The organism is Mesorhizobium sp. NZP2298 (genome assembly GCF_013170825.1).
In the GTDB taxonomy this organism is placed as follows: Bacteria; Pseudomonadota; Alphaproteobacteria; order Rhizobiales; family Rhizobiaceae; genus Mesorhizobium.
This window is the reverse complement of the sequence record NZ_CP033365.1, coordinates 5,015,303-5,030,950: the sequence shown is the minus strand read 5'-3', so window position 1 is coordinate 5,030,950 and position 15,648 is coordinate 5,015,303. Positions and strand designations below refer to the sequence as shown.

At 62.3% G+C, this 15,648-nt stretch carries 15 protein-coding genes, 1 pseudogene and 1 riboswitch; of the genes and pseudogenes, 10 read left to right on the top strand and 6 right to left on the bottom strand.

Annotated elements, in window-relative coordinates; genetic code table 11:
- Nucleotides 1-92: 92 nt before the first annotated feature.
- Nucleotides 93-701 (top strand): TetR/AcrR family transcriptional regulator, encoded by a 609-nt coding sequence (locus EB231_RS24370; RefSeq protein ID WP_172351062.1) that lies wholly within the window; start codon nt 93-95, stop codon nt 699-701.
- Nucleotides 702-943: 242 nt separating this feature from the next.
- Here the strand turns inward: EB231_RS24370 and groL are convergent, their stop codons facing one another.
- The 4 genes from groL to EB231_RS24350 all read right to left on the bottom strand — a co-directional run bounded on the left by groL (nt 944) and on the right by EB231_RS24350 (nt 5,107).
- Complete coding sequence (gene groL, locus EB231_RS24365; protein ID WP_172351061.1) at nt 944-2,602, bottom strand: chaperonin GroEL; 1,659 nt, start codon at nt 2,600-2,602, stop codon at nt 944-946.
- Between the two features lie 61 nt (nt 2,603-2,663).
- Nucleotides 2,664-2,960: a co-chaperone GroES gene (groES, locus tag EB231_RS24360; protein WP_006203049.1), complete on the bottom strand. Its 297-nt coding sequence runs from the start codon at nt 2,958-2,960 to the stop codon at nt 2,664-2,666.
- Nucleotides 2,961-3,227: 267 nt separating this feature from the next.
- Entirely contained in the window at nt 3,228-4,301 is a 1,074-nt protein-coding gene (locus tag EB231_RS24355; RefSeq protein WP_172351060.1) for a hypothetical protein, read from the bottom strand.
- Between the two features lie 263 nt (nt 4,302-4,564).
- Nucleotides 4,565-5,107: a class I SAM-dependent methyltransferase gene (locus EB231_RS24350; RefSeq protein WP_246740709.1), complete on the bottom strand. Its 543-nt coding sequence runs from the start codon at nt 5,105-5,107 to the stop codon at nt 4,565-4,567.
- 804 nt (nt 5,108-5,911) lie between these two features.
- On the opposite strand from EB231_RS24350, the gene EB231_RS35225 reads away from it, so the two are divergent.
- A complete protein-coding gene (locus EB231_RS35225; protein ID WP_246740708.1) occupies nt 5,912-6,202 on the top strand; it encodes a hypothetical protein in 291 nt (96 codons plus the stop codon).
- Between the two features lie 29 nt (nt 6,203-6,231).
- On the opposite strand, the gene EB231_RS24340 is transcribed toward EB231_RS35225, so the two are convergent.
- Nucleotides 6,232-6,858 carry a TetR/AcrR family transcriptional regulator gene (locus EB231_RS24340; protein ID WP_172351059.1) on the bottom strand — a complete coding sequence of 209 codons (627 nt, stop codon included), beginning with the start codon at nt 6,856-6,858 and terminating at the stop codon, nt 6,232-6,234.
- 124 nt (nt 6,859-6,982) lie between these two features.
- Between EB231_RS24340 and EB231_RS24335 the strand changes: the two genes are divergently transcribed.
- From EB231_RS24335 to EB231_RS24320, 4 genes are all read left to right on the top strand, one after another.
- Nucleotides 6,983-8,167, top strand: coding sequence for an MFS transporter (locus tag EB231_RS24335; RefSeq protein ID WP_172351058.1), 1,185 nt, complete (start codon nt 6,983-6,985; stop codon nt 8,165-8,167).
- Nucleotides 8,168-8,178: 11 nt separating this feature from the next.
- Complete coding sequence (locus EB231_RS24330; protein WP_172351057.1) at nt 8,179-9,456, top strand: D-arabinono-1,4-lactone oxidase; 1,278 nt, start codon at nt 8,179-8,181, stop codon at nt 9,454-9,456.
- A complete protein-coding gene (locus EB231_RS24325; protein WP_172351056.1) occupies nt 9,453-10,598 on the top strand; it encodes a DSD1 family PLP-dependent enzyme in 1,146 nt (381 codons plus the stop codon). The genes EB231_RS24330 and EB231_RS24325 overlap by 4 nt, the downstream gene beginning before the upstream one ends.
- Before the next feature lie 62 nt (nt 10,599-10,660).
- Nucleotides 10,661-11,611, top strand: coding sequence for a bifunctional helix-turn-helix transcriptional regulator/GNAT family N-acetyltransferase (locus EB231_RS24320; protein ID WP_172351055.1), 951 nt, complete (start codon nt 10,661-10,663; stop codon nt 11,609-11,611).
- A gap of 6 nt (nt 11,612-11,617) precedes the next feature.
- Here the strand turns inward: EB231_RS24320 and EB231_RS24315 are convergent.
- Nucleotides 11,618-11,935, bottom strand: a pseudogene (locus EB231_RS24315) (GyrI-like domain-containing protein); the annotation flags it as partial.
- Nucleotides 11,936-12,101: 166 nt separating this feature from the next.
- Nucleotides 12,102-12,308, top strand: a riboswitch (cobalamin riboswitch).
- A gap of 90 nt (nt 12,309-12,398) precedes the next feature.
- Here EB231_RS24315 and EB231_RS24310 point away from each other — a divergent pair.
- Genes EB231_RS24310 through EB231_RS24295 form a run of 4 tightly spaced genes read left to right on the top strand, consistent with a single transcriptional unit; the run spans nt 12,399 to nt 15,624 of the window.
- Complete coding sequence (locus EB231_RS24310) at nt 12,399-12,797, top strand: DUF1636 family protein (protein ID WP_172351054.1); 399 nt, start codon at nt 12,399-12,401, stop codon at nt 12,795-12,797.
- On the top strand, nt 12,794-13,582 hold the full coding sequence (locus tag EB231_RS24305) for an ABC transporter ATP-binding protein (RefSeq protein ID WP_172351053.1): 789 nt from the start codon (nt 12,794-12,796) through the stop codon (nt 13,580-13,582). The genes EB231_RS24310 and EB231_RS24305 overlap by 4 nt, the downstream gene beginning before the upstream one ends.
- A gap of 45 nt (nt 13,583-13,627) precedes the next feature.
- Nucleotides 13,628-14,575: an ABC transporter substrate-binding protein gene (locus EB231_RS24300; RefSeq protein ID WP_172351052.1), complete on the top strand. Its 948-nt coding sequence runs from the start codon at nt 13,628-13,630 to the stop codon at nt 14,573-14,575.
- A complete protein-coding gene (locus EB231_RS24295; RefSeq protein WP_172351051.1) occupies nt 14,575-15,624 on the top strand; it encodes a FecCD family ABC transporter permease in 1,050 nt (349 codons plus the stop codon). The genes EB231_RS24300 and EB231_RS24295 overlap by 1 nt, the downstream gene beginning before the upstream one ends.
- The last annotated feature ends 24 nt before the right edge of the window (nt 15,625-15,648 follow it).

The following is a 15,648-nucleotide window of genomic DNA, read 5'->3' as shown; positions in this document are numbered from 1 at the left end:
CTCTGGAATATGTAGACCGATTTACATATTATGTAGACCGATTGTCATATTCGACGCAAGACCTATAATGCGTGCTCCTGACAGAGGTTGACATGGCAACGGATACACGCACCCGGATGATCGAGGCGACGGCGCTGCTTTTGCGGCGGCGCGGCTATCACGGCACGTCGCTGAACGACATTTTGAGTGCCAGCGCGGCACCCCGAGGCTCGCTCTATTTCCATTTCCCGGGCGGCAAGGACCAGTTGGTCGTAGAGGTGACTCGCGCCAGCGTGGCCGAGGTGACGGAGCGGCTGGGCGCGCAACTGGCTGCGGAAAATGATCCGGCGGTCGCTGTCCACCATATCTATCAGTCCGTGGCCCGGATGCTGGAGGACAATGAGTTTTCGCTCGGCTGCCCGATCGCGCCGGTCGTGCTCGACGCGCCCAATGACGTGCCGGACCTTGCGGAAATCTGCCGCTCCGCCTTCGAGCAGTGGATAGGCCTGCTACGACAGGCATTCGTCAGGGCAGGGGTGGCCGAACGCCGCGCGCAGGCGCTGGCGCTGCTGGTCGAATCCTCGCTGGAGGGCCTGATGGTGATTGCCCGCGCCACCCACGACCGCGCACCGCTCAATGCCGTGGCCGACGAGGTGGCTGCGCTGATCGAGCAGGCGGTGCTTGCCGGCAAGGTGGCGCGGCAAGCAGAGACCGCAGCATAAGAGAGCTATTGCCGGCCAGGCCAACCGCACAACAAAAAGGGCGGCATCGCTGCCGCCCTTTTCGCATGCATAAGCCAGGTAGGCTGGATTAGAAGTCCATGCCGCCACTCAAGCCCGCTTGCGGGCTCGAGCAATCCTAGTTCATGGGCGTGCTTTATGGACTTCTTAGAAGTCCATGCCGCCACTCAAGCCCGCTTGCGGGCTTGAGCAATCCTAGTTCATGGGCGTGCTTTATGGACTTCTTAGAAGTCCATGCCGCCCATGCCGCCCATGCCGCCGCCGCCGCCCATGCCGCCAGGCATGCCGCCGCCAGCCGACTCCTTCTTCGGAGCCTCCGCGATCATGGCTTCGGTGGTGACGAGCAGGCCGGCGACCGAAGCCGCGTCCTGGAGAGCGGTGCGTACGACCTTGACCGGGTCGACGATGCCCATGGCGATCATGTCGCCATACTCGCCCGACTGGGCGTTGTAGCCGAAGGTAGCGCCCTTGTTCTCAAGGATCTTGCCGGCAACGATCGAAGCTTCCGCACCGGCGTTCGAGGCGATCTGGCGGGCCGGAGCCTGCAGCGCGCGACGCACGATGTTGATGCCAGCAGCCTGGTCGGCATTGGCGCCGGTAGCCTTGATGTTGGCCGAAGCGCGCAGCAGGGCCACGCCACCACCGGCGACGATGCCTTCTTCCACGGCCGCGCGGGTCGCGTTCAGGGCGTCATCAACGCGGTCCTTCTTTTCCTTGACTTCGACTTCCGTCGCACCGCCGACGCGGATCACCGCAACGCCGCCCGCCAGCTTGGCGAGACGTTCCTGCAGCTTCTCCTTGTCATAGTCCGAGGTGGTCTCTTCGATCTGCTGCTTGATCTGGGCAACGCGGCCCTGGATCTCGGCCTTCTTGCCGGCGCCGTCCACGATGGTGGTGTTCTCCTTGGAGATCGACACCTTCTTGGCGCGGCCGAGCATGTTGAGGCCGACATTCTCGAGCTTGATGCCGAGGTCTTCCGAGATGACCTGGCCACCGGTGAGGATGGCGATGTCTTCCAGCATGGCCTTGCGGCGATCACCGAAGCCCGGCGCCTTGACGGCGGCGATCTTCAGGCCGCCACGCAGCTTGTTGACGACGAGCGTGGCCAGAGCCTCGCCTTCGACGTCTTCCGAGATGATGAGCAGCGGCTTCGAGGTCTGCACCACGGCTTCGAGAACCGGCAGCATGGCCTGCAGGTTGGAGAGCTTCTTCTCGTGGAGCAGGATGTAGGCGTCCTCGAGATCGGCAACCATCTTGTCGGCGTTGGTGACGAAGTAGGGCGAGAGATAGCCGCGGTCGAACTGCATGCCTTCGACGACTTCGAGTTCGGTCTCGGCGGTCTTGGCTTCCTCGACGGTGATGACACCTTCGTTGCCGACCTTCTGCATCGCTTCCGCGATCATCTTGCCGACCGACTCGTCGCCATTGGCCGAGATCGTGCCGACCTGGGCAACTTCCTCGGAGGTCTTGATCTTCTTGGCAGCCTTGCCGAGAGCCGCGACGACTTCGGTGACGGCGAGATCGATGCCGCGCTTCAGGTCCATCGGGTTCATGCCGGCGGCAACCGCCTTGTGGCCTTCCTGGACGATCGACTGCGCCAGAACGGTCGCGGTCGTGGTGCCGTCGCCGGCGATGTCGTTGGTCTTCGAAGCAACTTCGCGGACCATCTGCGCGCCCATGTTCTCGAACTTGTCTTCAAGCTCGATTTCCTTGGCGACGGTGACGCCGTCCTTGGTGATGCGCGGGGCGCCGAACGACTTGTCGATGACGACGTTGCGGCCCTTGGGGCCGAGGGTCACCTTCACCGCGTCGGCGAGGATGTTGACGCCGCGCAGCATGCGCTCGCGGGCATCACGGGAGAATTTTACGTCTTTAGCAGCCATTTTTGAGCTCCTGGCAGGGGCTTGGGGTAAGCCCGAATTCAGTTGACGGTGAGGCCGATAATCAGCCGATGATGCCCATGATGTCGGATTCCTTCATGATCAGAAGGTCTTCGCCATTGAGCTTGACTTCGGTGCCCGACCACTTGCCGAACAGGATGCGGTCGCCAGCCTTGACGTCCAGCGGGACCAGCTTGCCAGCTTCGTCACGAGCGCCGGAGCCTACAGCGATGATCTCGCCTTCCTGCGGCTTTTCCTTCGCCGTATCCGGGATGATGATCCCGCCGGCGGTCTTGGATTCGGATTCGACCCGGCGAACGACCACACGGTCATGAAGCGGGCGGAACTTCGACTTTGCCATTTTTTCTTCCTCGAATGAGAACGGTGAGAAACAGTTCCTCCGTCCGGCGAAGCCGGACAACCTACAACGCCCGGCGGCGCCGGAGCTGTGGTTAGCACTCACCAATGGCGAGTGCTAACGTGGCGCTGAAATAGGCCGCCGACCTGCGAGAGTCAAGGCGCACGGGAAGGGCCGATCGCAGGAAATTTTTCTCGCGCAGCCGCGCGACTGCGCAAAATAAGGTTTGTTGCTTGGACGCTGCTCGAATGCCGTCCTGTTAATCGGCAGTCAGTGGTCGAGGCGCAAGCCGATCTCCCGGGTCTCAAAGTCAAGCAGCAGGCTGTTCTTCTCGAAATATCGGATGCCGACGATGTTAAACGGAAGACCGGGGATGAACTCTACCTCGGGATTGTAAGTGGTCTTGAAGTTCCAATCCTCTTGACCGTCGGCTTTTACCAGAACCTTCGTGCCGGTGTTCAATGACGAGTACCGCATCGACGCGTCGGTAGAAACCTGGATCGTTGAGTTGCCTGTGTCATAAAGCGTTGGCCGACACGTCGATTCAGATTTCCACGAGATACAGGCCTCGATCGTCGGGAAATTGTATCGCCAATCGGCCCGTTTCCAGCTCTGCACCCTGAAGTCCTTCTTCACGTCTTTCGGCACGCCGATGTGGAGCGCTTCCACTCGCGGACAGTTGCCGTCACTGTTCGTGCAGGCCTTCCACTTGGTGCCAATCGGAGTGAGGTAATAGCCTCTGTTCAAGCCGGGCCCAATGTTCACATAAGCGAGCGGGGACTTGATGATCCGATCTGGTCCGTTTCCGCCAACAGGAGCGATGCCGAAAATGCCCTTGGGCCAAAGTGGACCTCCGACGATTTCTCCGGTACTCCGTCTGACTTGTTTGTAGCGGATGAGGAATGGGATTGAGGTGATGGTGGAGACCGGCGAGTCCGGCGAACCAAAAGCCATGCGAGCATAGGCAACATTGCCGTACTCATCGTAAGTTCCATATTTCATAACCGCCTGTTCGGTGGTCACCATTATCCCTTCTATCTGCTGGTCTTTTGTGATCTTTATTCCTGTGTCCGAACAGATTTCGGTCGGCAGCACGGATTGGCACTCGATCGTCATTCCGCTGGACCCTGTGTCAAACAGGATCGGCTGGTTCACCGCATGATCGCCGAGCGAAACGATATTCACATAGAGCATGCGAATATTGCCCGGCTTCCATGGATATTCCACTTTGATCAGGGGTACGGTCGAAGGGCGTTCGTCTCCGGATTGGGCTGGTGGCGATGTGGATCCAAGCGCAGAGGCAATTGCCACCAGGCGTGCAAAGCATCGAAAGCGAATCCCCACGTGTCCCTCCCCAGAGCCGACCGAGGGAGGAAAGTGTAGTTTACGGTGGCCGATGTAAAGTTGTTAACATCGCCGACGGGGCTTATTGCCGCGAACCAAGACTAGATAATCATGCCTGCCGCAAATTCGATATGATGTCGGTCACCGCCGACAGTCAGTGGTTTTACAAGAACTCACAGGCGCCAGGGCGGCCCAAGCATCAGCAGCGGGCACCGTTCCGCCAGCGGGTATGAGCCGCTCGGCACGACGCGCACGTCGCCGAATCAGGTGTTCGCCTCATCGATCAGCATGGCCAGCGGCGCGAAGCTGTAACCTATGTCCGAACCGGCATAAACGTCGACTGTGTTGATCGACGTCATACTCCACCCTGTCCGTGCGGCGAGAACTTCGCGGTCGGGGAACAGGCTGTCGAAGGTGTCGCGGATCGTCCGCACCTTGATTGCAAAATCGCAGTCGTCGCCCGTGCAGGCCATCGCGATGCGCCATTTGAGCGCGTGAAAATTCTCGACCCCGCCCGTCTGGACCAAGGCTTCGATGCCACCCAAATCGTCCGCCGTTTGCGGCCGTGCAAAAACGCGGATTGCCGCGCGCCTGCCGGGCTTCAGTACCCTGGCGATCTCGCCGAACAGGGCATGGCGGCCGGCTTTGGAATCGACCGCCGACAAGCAGCCGTCGCCGATCACCGCGTCGAAACTTGCCCGCTCCAGGGGGAGGTTGAGCCAGTTTCCCGCCATCGCCCTGCGCGAAGCGTTGTCGCCGGCCCGTACGCCGGAAATCATGGTTGCCGATTGATCGATCGCCAACATCGATCTGCCCAGGACCGCCAGTTCCGGGGTCACGCCGAGCAGAAGGACATCGGCATCTTTCAGTCAAGTTCGCGATCGAATATGCCGACAGTTTCCGGCGTCGGCCGCAGCGGAGCGTCGAGAAGCTGCCAGTGCCGATGATATCCCAATGATTCGTCATTCAAACCCGTTGGAGCCCAGGAAAGTCTGGCATCGATTGATTAGAGCGGCTTAATAGAAGCGGGTGTTGAGGCCAAGGGGGGGCGAAGTGGCGCGAGTCGTCATCATCACGCATGAGCAGGACCGCTTCCTGGGCAAGCGCGACCTCCTGTTGCGCAGGGGCAGCCCTTATCTGCTTTTCGACGTTCTGGAGGACTTGAAAAGGCGGGGCCATTCGGTCCGGATTCAGCAAGGCCCGTCAAAGACATACGATGCCGATATCGCGGTTCTGCATGTCGATGCGACGGTAACGCCCGCGGACCATGTCGACTATGTTAGGCGTTTTCCGTTCTGCCTCAATATCGGCGCAGCCGACATCTCCAAACGACGGATCAGCGGTGCGCTGATATCGCAAGGCGACGCCTGGCAGGGCCCGGTCATCGTCAAGAGCAACCTCAACTACCAGGGCATTCCCGAGACGCTCCTCAACCGGCGATCGAAGCGCGCGGCCAAGCCGCCGCCTTTTCCGCATGTGCCGGCGATGCGGCCCTATGAGGTCTATGGAGCCCTCGCCGAAGTTCCGGCCGGTGCCTTCGAAAACGAAGACCTTGTCGTGGAAAAATTCATTCCGGAAAGAGAACCCGACGGTTTTGCGGCGCGTTTCTGGTGTTTTGCGGAGAGCACGAGCGCTGTACCCGCCATGTCTCGCCAAACAGCCTGGTCAAGGCATCGGAAACGATCCGGCGTGAGCCCGTCCCGGTTCCCGACGAAATGCGTGAGCGGCGCGAACTCGGCTTCGACTACGGAAAGTTCGATTTCGTCCTGCATGAGGGCAGGGCCATTCTCCTCGATGCCAACAAGACTCCCGGCCGTCCCCAGAATCTCGCGAAGATGTTCGCGGCCGGCGCCGCCGATCTGGCCGACGGCTTCGAAGGCCTCATCCGTCAGGCAATATAGGCCAACAGTGGCCAAGGTCGCCGCTCCCGCTAAAGAAACAGCCGCAACTGGGTGTGGATGATCGACCGGTAATCCTCGATGGTGCGGCGGCTTTCCGCTTCGCCTTCCGCGAGTGCCAGGCGCACCACGCCGCCGGCGAGCTGGAAGATCAGCAGAACGATGCGTTCGAACTGCTCGTGCTTCGGCGGCTCGATCAAGCCGATGACGCGGTCGCAGAACATCCTGGCCTGGTGCCGGGTTTCGGCGATGTCGAGATTCTTGAGCGCCTTGTCGGCCTGGATGGCGTTCTGCAGATCCTGGATGGCCGGATCGCCGGCGACGCGGCTGAGGTAATCGTCGAGCAGCCGGTCGGCCGCGACGATGACGTCCTCGGCTTCGCGGATATCGGCGATGATACCAGTCAATCGCGTGCGGCTGACCTCCGAAAACCGCTCATATAGCATCGCCAGGATCGCCGACTTGTTGGGGAAGTAGTGATAGACGGTGGCGATTGGCCCGCCGGCCAGCATGCCGACCTCCTTCATGGTGACGGCGTCGATGCCCTTCTCGCCGATCAGCTTCATTGTTGTCGACAGGATGGCATCGATGCGCTCGCGGCTGCGCTCCTGCTTCGGCTTGCGCCTCGGTTCGGTCGCTGTTCGCCTCGCTTGTGTCATGCACCGGTCTTTCGCTCGAACTGCCAAATTCTGGTTGACAAGAAATATGATCAAGTATCAGGTCCTGAAAAGCTGACAGATTGTCAGCTTTTTTGCCGTGCGGCAAGGATGTTGGGAGGCGCCTTTGACATCTGGTGACTCGCATACCGGAAGCGGCGACTGGCTGGTCGGCAACCCGACCGGCGGCCAGCTTGCCTCCGCCCTGTGGATCGGATCGGTCGGTCTGCTCATTCTCGGTATGCAGCCGGTTTTGCTCGGCGCCCTTTACACAGAGCGCCATGTCAGCGGCGATGAACTGGCACTGGTCGCCACCGCCGAGCTGATCGCCATCGCGATCGGTTCGGCCATTGTTGCGACGCTGCTCTCGGCCCGCAACATGCGCTGGAAAAGTGCGGCCCTCCTGCTCCTGCTGGCGCTGGCGAATGTCGGGACCGCCTATGCCGCCGGCGCCTACATGTTGATGGCGGCCCGCGCCGTGGCCGGCCTTGCCGAAGGCGGCCTTGTCGCGGTCGCCACCGAACTGATCGCCCGCTCGCGCCGGGCCGAGCGCATCGGCGGCTATTTCGTCACCATGCAGACGCTGGCGCAATGCCCTCTTGCCCTGCTGCTGGCACTCTATGTCATTCCAGCGGCCGGGTCGGCCGGCGGCTTCCTCGTTCTGGCGGTCGTCTGCATCCTGTCGCTGATGGTCGCCTTCACTGTCCCCGCCGATTACGCCGATCTGCCCAAGGACGAGAATCTGGCCAATGTGCTGACGGTTCCTTCGATCACGGCGCTGTTGTGCGTCTTCTGCTACTTCATGTTCTTTGGCTCGATCTGGGCCTTTCTGGAACCGATTGGCGCACAATTCGGCATCGACGGCCGCACCGTTGGCCTGATCGTGTCAGCCAGCCTCGCGATGCAGGTTCTGGGCGCGATGACGGCGACCGTGTTCGAGGCGCGCATCGACTATCGCCTCGTCATAGCGGCAATTGGCACCGTCGCACTTGTCGCCTCGCTCATCCTCGCCAGCGGGCCTGATCTCGCGATCTTCTGGGTCGCCGCCCTGGTCATGGGTTTTATTCTCCTGTTCATCGTGCCCTATCAAATCCGGCTGACGATCACAGCGGACGAGACACGCACGGCCGTGCTCTTGGTGCCGGCCGCGCAGCTCCTTGGCTTGGCGATCGGGCCGGTCGCGGCGTCGCTGCTCATTGACGGCAAGGATTTTCGCCCGGTTCCGGAATTCGCTGTCGGCAGTGCCTTGGCCAGCGTGCTGCTGCTCGGCCTGTTCGTCGTCGTCTCGCGGCACCGCGGCGCCGTTGCCTGATCGGGGGTAATATGTCCAACTGGAGCAACTGGTCGGGCTATGTCACCGCCGAGCCGCGGCTGATCGCCAGCCCCGCCGATGCCGGTGAAGTTGGTGATCTCATTCGCACCGCACCCGGCCCGATCCGCGTCGTCGGTGCCGGTCACTCCTTCACGCCGCTGGTGAAATCGCGAGGCACCATCCTGTCCCTGGAGAAACTGGAGGGGCTGGTCTCGCATGACGCTGAAAAGCAACAGGCGCGCGTGCGGGCGGGGACGCGGCTTGGTTCGCTCATGCACATCCTGCACGGTATCGGCCAGGGCCTGCCCAATATGGGAGATATCGACCGCCAGGCGATAGGCGGCGCATTGGGCACCGCGACCCATGGCTCGGGACCGACGCTCGGCGCCTATCACACGCAATTGGAGACGGTGCAGATCGTCGACGGGCTTGGCAAGGTTCGCGACTTCAAGCGGGCAGGGGATCAGGACACGATCCACGCCATCGGCGTCGCGCTCGGTGCCTTCGGCGTCTTGAGCGAAGTGACGCTGAACAACATTGCGACCTACCGGCTGCGCCGCCGCAAATGGGTGCTGCCGGTCGCCGACATGCTGCGCGATTTCGAAACGATGATGACCGCGCACCGGTCGGCCGAATTCTACTACATCCCGTTCTCCGGCCATGCGCAGTTCATCGCCAGCGACTTGAGCGACGCGGCGACCACCGCGCGTCCTACCGAGAATGACGAGGCCGGACTGCGGACACTGCGCCGGCTGCGCACAGGGCTCGCCTGGCTGCCGTCACTGCGCCGCCGGCTGATCCAGGGCGCCGTCGCCAAGGTGCCGGCCGAGGACTATGTGCAGGACTGGCTCAATGTCTATGCCAGCGACCGACAGACCAAATTCAACGAGATGGAATATCACCTTCCGTTCGAGGAAGGACCGAAGGCGCTGGCCGAAATCATCGAGCTGACCGAGAAGCGCTTTCCCGAAGTCTATTTTCCCATGGAGGTACGCAGCGTCGCGGCCGATCAGTTCTGGCTCTCGCCCTTCTTCAACAGGCCGACCTGTTCGATCGCCATCCACCATGACGCGGCGAACGATCCGTTGCCGTTCATGCAAGCGGCCGAGCCGATCTTCCGCAGATATGGCGGCAGGCCGCATTGGGGCAAGATGCACAGCCTGAAGGCGGCGGACTTCAAGAAGCTCTATCCACGCTGGGACGATGCCATGGCGGTGCGTCGCGACATCGATCCGCGAAACCGTTTCGTTTCACCCTATATGGCCGGCTTGTTCGGCGTCGAACCATGAGTGCCTATTTCGCCACGCTTTCGGGGGCGCTGAAGCAGGCCGGTATCTTCCAGCCCTGTCTGGTGCTGGACCGCGACCGGCTGGACAGCAACATCGCCCTGGTGAAGGACAGGCTTGATCCCGGCCTTGCCGTGCGGCTGGTCGACAAGTCGCTCGCTTGCCTGCCGCTGCTTTCGCATATCGGCAAGACGCTCGGAACCGATCGCTTCATGACCTTCCATCCGCCGATCAGCGCGGCGGTGCTGAAAGCGTTCCCGCATGCGGATCTGCTGTACGGCAAACCGATGCCGGTTAGCGCGGCAAGAGCGGCGCTGGTGAAGGGCGACGCCGACTGGTCGCGTGTCTGCTGGCTGGTCGACAGTGACAAAAGACTGGCGGAATATGGCGCTCTGGCCGCCGAGCTCGCTATCGAACTGCGTATTGCCTTCGAGATCGATGTCGGCCTGCATCGCGGCGGGTTTGCCAAACCGGAGGCCTTGTCGCGGGCGTTGAAGATGCTGCCGGCCCACAAAGCGCTGCGCTGCGAAGGCGTCATGGCCTATGAGGCGCACGCACCGCACATTCCCGGCCTGTTCGGTGGGCCGGCCAGGGCGTTGGCGCGGGCCTCGGAACAGGCCGCCGATTTCGTGGCGCGCCTGGGCGCCGACCAGCGAAGCATCCTCAACATTGGCGGCAGCAAGACCGCGCTGCTTCATCACCGCGGCATTGCCAACGAAGTGTCGATGGGCTCGGCCTTCGTGCTGCCCGGCGATTTCGATACGCCCGGCCTCGAAAATTTCCAACCGGCGGCTTTCATCGCGACGCCGATCCTGAAAGTGGTCGAACCGATGCTGCCAGGCCCCCCCGCCGTCTCCCGCCTCTTGCGGGCGCTTGGCCGGTTCCCGCGCAAGGGCTGCTATCTCTATGGCGGTAAGTGGATGGCCGAGCCGGTATTTCCAGAAGGCATGAAGACGAACGGTTTGCTCGGCCTTTCCTCCAACCAGCAATTCATGGGCCTGCCGGCTGACGCAGCTGTGATGCCCGGCGATTATGCGTTCCTGCGGCCGACGCAAAGCGAGGCGGTGCTGCAGCAATTCGGGCCGATCGCGGTGCTTTCCGGCGGCAGGATCGTTGATCGCTGGCCGGTGTTGCCGATGATGTGATCGTATCGGATGGTTGACTCCGTCAAGTAAATGATTGATCCTGTAAAAGACAGGAGATGCCGATGACGATTCACCATCAGCCCAGCAACGAAGCGCCCAACAAGGACCTGATCGATGCGGTGCGGGCTTTCAACCGCTTCTACACCCGCCAGATCGGGCTGCTCGACGAAGGGCTGCTGAAAAGCGCCTTCTCCCTGACCGAGGCGCGTGTGCTCTACGAACTGGCGCACCGCGACGGTCTGACCGCGACCGACCTCGGGCGCGACCTCGGTCTCGATGCCGGCTATGTCAGCCGTCTGCTGAAGAAGTTCGAGCGCCTTCACCTCATCTCCAGGTCAACGCTGGTTTCGGACGCCAGGCAATCGTCGATTGCGCTGACGACGGCGGGAAGGAATGCCTTCGCGCCGCTGAACAAGGATTCGCACGACCAGGTCGCGACCCTTCTCGATAGGCTACCTGCGTCGGAGCAGGACCGGCTGGTGAAATCCATGCGGACGGTCCAGGCTCTGCTGGGTGAAAGCGATGAGCCAAGGATCCCTTATCTGTTACGACCGCTGCAGGTCGGCGACATCGGCTGGATCACCCGCCGGCAAGGGATGCTCTACGCGCAGGACTATGGCTGGGACGAAACCTATGAGGCGCTGGTTGCCGAAATCCTCGCGGCATTCGTCAAATCCTTCGACCCGAAATGGGAACGAAGCTGGATCGCCGAGCGCGATGGCGAGGTCGTCGGCTCGGTCTTCGTCGTGCGCAAATCGGATCAGGTGGCGAAGCTGCGCCTGCTTTATGTCGAACCTTCGGCGCGTGGCCTCGGCATCGGTAGGCGGCTGGTCGAGGAATGCATCGGCTTTGCCCGTGCGAAGGGCTACAAGACGCTGACCTTGTGGACCAACGATATCCTGATCGCCGCCCGGCACATCTACCAGGCGGTCGGCTTCAAACTGACCGAGGAAGAACCGCACCACTCCTTCGGCAAGGATCTGGTTGGCCAGACCTGGGACTTGGAATTGTGATCTCCGCTAAGCCTTGACGGGTATCCAGATCTCCAGCCCGCCATTGCCGTTGTTCGGATCGAACTCCGGACCGTTGCGCTCGAATTCGGGCGCGTCCGCTATCTCGTGCCCGGAGGCCGGCAGCCATTTGTTCCAGATTGTATTGACGGTGCGGCGGATGGTCGAGATGTGCTCGCGATGCGCGAACACCGCATATTTCCGGGCTGGTATCCGCACCCGGCAGAGTTCCCTTGGAAGGTCAGAAAAATCGGTGACCTCGACACCGGCGACGTAGTCGAAATTGCCGGCGTCGTCGCCGTTGACGCAGACGCCGTAGGCGACGTCCAGGAGCGAGACTGGCTCGATGTCTTCATTCGGCAGAAAGCCTCACTTGACTTCGCCGAGCGGCATGATTTAAATCGTAATGTAATTACATTACATCCGCAATTTCAGCGCCGCCGCGGGATCGACAATGCATCGAGAAATCCGTTGCGAAGCAAATTGGGGAAAACTACGATCGAGTGGTGATGGTCCCCGAGTCGAAAGGCAAGGGGTGAAAAGGGAACACGGTGAGATCCTAAAAAGGTCGAAGCCGTGGCTGCCCCCGCAACTGTAAGCGGTGAGCAAGATCCGAAATGCCACTGGCCGGCAAGGCTGGGAAGGCAGGATTGAGCAAGGACCCGCGAGCCAGGAGACCTGCCATCACTGAGTTGACCGGACGGGGTGTGCCGGGAGGAGACGTGGACGTCGGTCTTGTCGGCCGGCTCGCCAACATCCTTCCGTCGCCAGTTTTGGAAAGTGACGGAAGTTGGACGGCGCTATCGATCACCACATCATCGTGTGCACGCTTTGCCGTGACGTTCCCACCGGCATCAGGTCGGGCGAAAGCCTGTGCGCCGATTTGCGCTCCCGGCTCTCGGCCCATGATGAACCCGCCGTGTCGCATGGCTTCACGGTCGAAGGCGTCGAATGCATGGCGGGCTGCGCACGGCCGCTGACGGTAGCCTTCCAGGCGCCGGGCAAGGCTACCTATCTCTTCGGCTCCGTCGATGCCGAGGCCGACGCCGGTGATCTCGTGCGATTTGCCAGGCTCTACGCCTCGCTCGCCGACGGCTGGTGCAATTCCGGACAGCGTCCGCCGCGACTGGCCGGCAAGACGCTGGCCCGCATCCCGGCGCCGGGCAAGCTGGCGGGTGATAGCCGATGACAATGCCACTCCTCGAGGCGCGCGACCTGGGTGCTGTGGCGAATGGCCGGAATCTGGTCCATGCGGTCAGCCTCTCTATCGCCACCGGCGATCGTCTCGCCATCATCGGCCCCAATGGTGCCGGCAAGACGACGCTGCTGCGCATGCTGTCGGGCATGCTCAGGCCAAGTTCGGGCGAGGTGAAGCTTGGCGGGCGACGGCTGGACAGGATCTCGACGGCCGAGCGGGCCCTGCACATGGCCGTCGTCGGCCAGACCGACCAGCCGGATCCGCGGCTGGCGGTGATCGACTATGTCGAACTTGGCCGCGTTCCGTATGCCGGCCTGAGGCGCAGGAGCGAGGAGCGCGACATTGTCGTCGACGCCCTGCGCCGGACCGGCCTTTTGCCGCTGCTCGGCCGCACCATTGGCTCGCTGTCTGGAGGGGAGCGCCAACGCGCCCAGCTGGCGCGCGCCATCGCACAGCAACCAAAGGTGTTGTTCCTCGACGAGCCGACCAATCATCTTGACCCGCGTGCTCGCGGCGAGCTTCTCGAACTCGTCGCCGGCTTCGGCATGACGGTGATCGCGGTGCTGCATGACCTGGCCCTGGTGGCGCCTTTCGCCACCAGGGTCGCGGTGATGAACGAAGCCCGGCTGCACGCGTTGGCCGCACCGCGCGAAGCGCTGACGCAACAGCTGATCCGCGAGATTTTCGGCGTCGACGTGTTTCGCCTGCGCCACCCTACCGAGGACCGTGAACTGACGGTGTTCGATGTTCCGAACCGCGCCGCGCCACCATCCTGATCGAACCATCCCTCATCAACGCTGTTCAACCAAGGAGCAAAATCCGTGAAACGTCTCGCCTTGTCGCTCGTCTTTTCCTTGCTGGTCTCTACCGCCTTCGCTTTCCCCGTCACCGTCGACAGTTGCGGCAAGCCGCTGACCTTCGACGCGCCGCCCAAGCGCGCCGTCATCCATGACCTCAACATGGCCGAGATGGCCTTCGCGCTGAAGCTGCAGCCGTCGATCGTCGGCCTGACCGGCATCACCGGATGGTACAAGGTCGGCCCCGAATTCAAGGCCGAGCAGGGCTCAATCCCGGAACTCGCGCCCAAATACCCGACGCTCGAGAACCTGGTCGCCGTCGAGCCCGATTTCTTCTTCGCCGGCTGGTACTATGGCATGAAGCCGGGCGGCGACGTGACGCCCGACACGCTCGCCCCGCATGGCATCAAGACACTGGTGCTGACCGAAAGCTGCGTCCATCTCGACAAGAACCGCCCGGCGGCTTCCATGGACCTGCTCTATGGCGATGTTGAAAAGCTGGGCAAGATCTTTGGCAAGGAGACCGAGGCGCAGAAGCTTGTCGCCGGCTGGAAGGCGCAACTCGCCGACATCACCGCGAAGGTCGGCGACGCCAAGGGAACCCGTGTGTTCCTCTATGATTCCGGCGAGGACAGGCCGTTCACCGCCGGAAAATTCGCCATCCCGAGCGCCATGATCACAGCGGCCGGCGGCGATAACATCATGGCCGACATGGACACCAGCTGGGGCAACACGGACTGGGAAACGGTGGCGTCGCGCAATCCGCAATTCCTCATCCTGCTCGATTACCAGGATGGCGGCGGCTACAGGAAGCTGCTCGATTTCTTGAAGGCGCATCCGGCGATGAAGGAGACGGATGCGGTCAAGAACGAGCGTTTCGTGGCCCTTCGCTATGCCGAACTGACGCCTGGACCGGCAAACATCGAGGCGATCGCCAAGATCGCCAAGGCGATGCATCCGGAAGCGTTCTGATGCTTCTTGCCCCCGGGCATAAATCCGGCGCGCTTTCCGGGCACAAGGCATTCGCGCTGGCCATGGTGGCGGGCACGGTGGCGGTCGTCGCCCTCGTGCTGCTGTCGATCGCCTATGGTTCGACGCTGATCCCGTTGAGCGACGTCATCGCCTCGCTTGGCCATGCCGTCGGGTTGAATGAGCACCAGGTGTCGGGCCCGGTCGGCAAGATCGTCATCGATCTCAGGCTGCCGCGCACGATCCTGGCGGTCTGTGTCGGTGCCGGCCTCGGCATCACAGGCGCGTTGCTGCAGACGGTGACCCGCAACGATCTCGCCGATCCTTTCCTGTTCGGCCTGTCGTCGGGAGCCGCCGCCGGCGCTGTTTCCGTCATCACCGTCTTCGGCGACAGTTTTGGCATCTGGACCTTGCCGGTCGCGGCCTTCACCGGCGGCATACTGGCCGCCTGCATCGTGCTGCTGCTGGTCGCCCGGGTAAGGGGGCAGGGGCCGGAGCGGCTGATCCTCGCCGGCCTTGCCGTCTCCTTCCTGTTCACGGCATTGACCAATTATCTGGTCTTTGCCGGAGACCAGCGCGCCGCCCATTCGGTGCTGTTCTGGACGATGGGCGGGCTCGGGCTGGCGCGCTGGGACAATGTCTGGCTGGGCGCGTTGGGAGCCGGCACGATCGCGGCCTACGGACTGTGGAACCACCGCAGGCTGGACGCCTTCCTGGCCGGTGAAAGTGCTGCCGAAAGCCTTGGCGTGCCGGTGGCGCGCATGCGCCGGGCGACGTTTCTCGTTGCAGCCTTCTCGACGGCAATTCTCGTCTCGGTCGCCGGCGTCATCGGCTTTGTCGGATTGATGATCCCGCATCTGTCGCGGCCGCTGGCAGGTCCCTTGCATCTGCGCCTGATCGCAAGCTGTGCATTGTTCGGGGCGGTGCTCCTGCTGGCAAGCGATCTTCTGGCCCGGACGCTGCTGCCGCCGCAGGAACTGCCGATCGGCATCATCACCAGTTCGCTCGGTGCCTTCTTCGTCGTTACGCTGGTCGTCCGAAACCGCCTGTGAAAAAGGCCGATTCCTGACGTCCGG

Bases quoted from the DNA above. Each gene is read 5' to 3' on its own strand.
- EB231_RS24370 (WP_172351062.1), top strand. From the start codon at position 93: ATGGCAACGGATACACGCACCCGGATGATCGAGGCGACGGCGCTGCTT.
- groL (WP_172351061.1), bottom strand. From the start codon at position 2,602: ATGGCTGCTAAAGACGTAAAATTCTCCCGTGATGCCCGCGAGCGCATG.
- groES (WP_006203049.1), bottom strand. From the start codon at position 2,960: ATGGCAAAGTCGAAGTTCCGCCCGCTTCATGACCGTGTGGTCGTTCGC.
- EB231_RS24350 (WP_246740709.1), bottom strand. From the start codon at position 5,107: ATGTTGGCGATCGATCAATCGGCAACCATGATTTCCGGCGTACGGGCC.
- EB231_RS24340 (WP_172351059.1), bottom strand. From the start codon at position 6,858: ATGACACAAGCGAGGCGAACAGCGACCGAACCGAGGCGCAAGCCGAAG.
- EB231_RS24330 (WP_172351057.1), top strand. From the start codon at position 8,179: ATGTCCAACTGGAGCAACTGGTCGGGCTATGTCACCGCCGAGCCGCGG.
- EB231_RS24325 (WP_172351056.1), top strand. From the start codon at position 9,453: ATGAGTGCCTATTTCGCCACGCTTTCGGGGGCGCTGAAGCAGGCCGGT.
- EB231_RS24320 (WP_172351055.1), top strand. From the start codon at position 10,661: ATGACGATTCACCATCAGCCCAGCAACGAAGCGCCCAACAAGGACCTG.
- EB231_RS24305 (WP_172351053.1), top strand. From the start codon at position 12,794: ATGACAATGCCACTCCTCGAGGCGCGCGACCTGGGTGCTGTGGCGAAT.
- EB231_RS24295 (WP_172351051.1), top strand. From the start codon at position 14,575: ATGCTTCTTGCCCCCGGGCATAAATCCGGCGCGCTTTCCGGGCACAAG.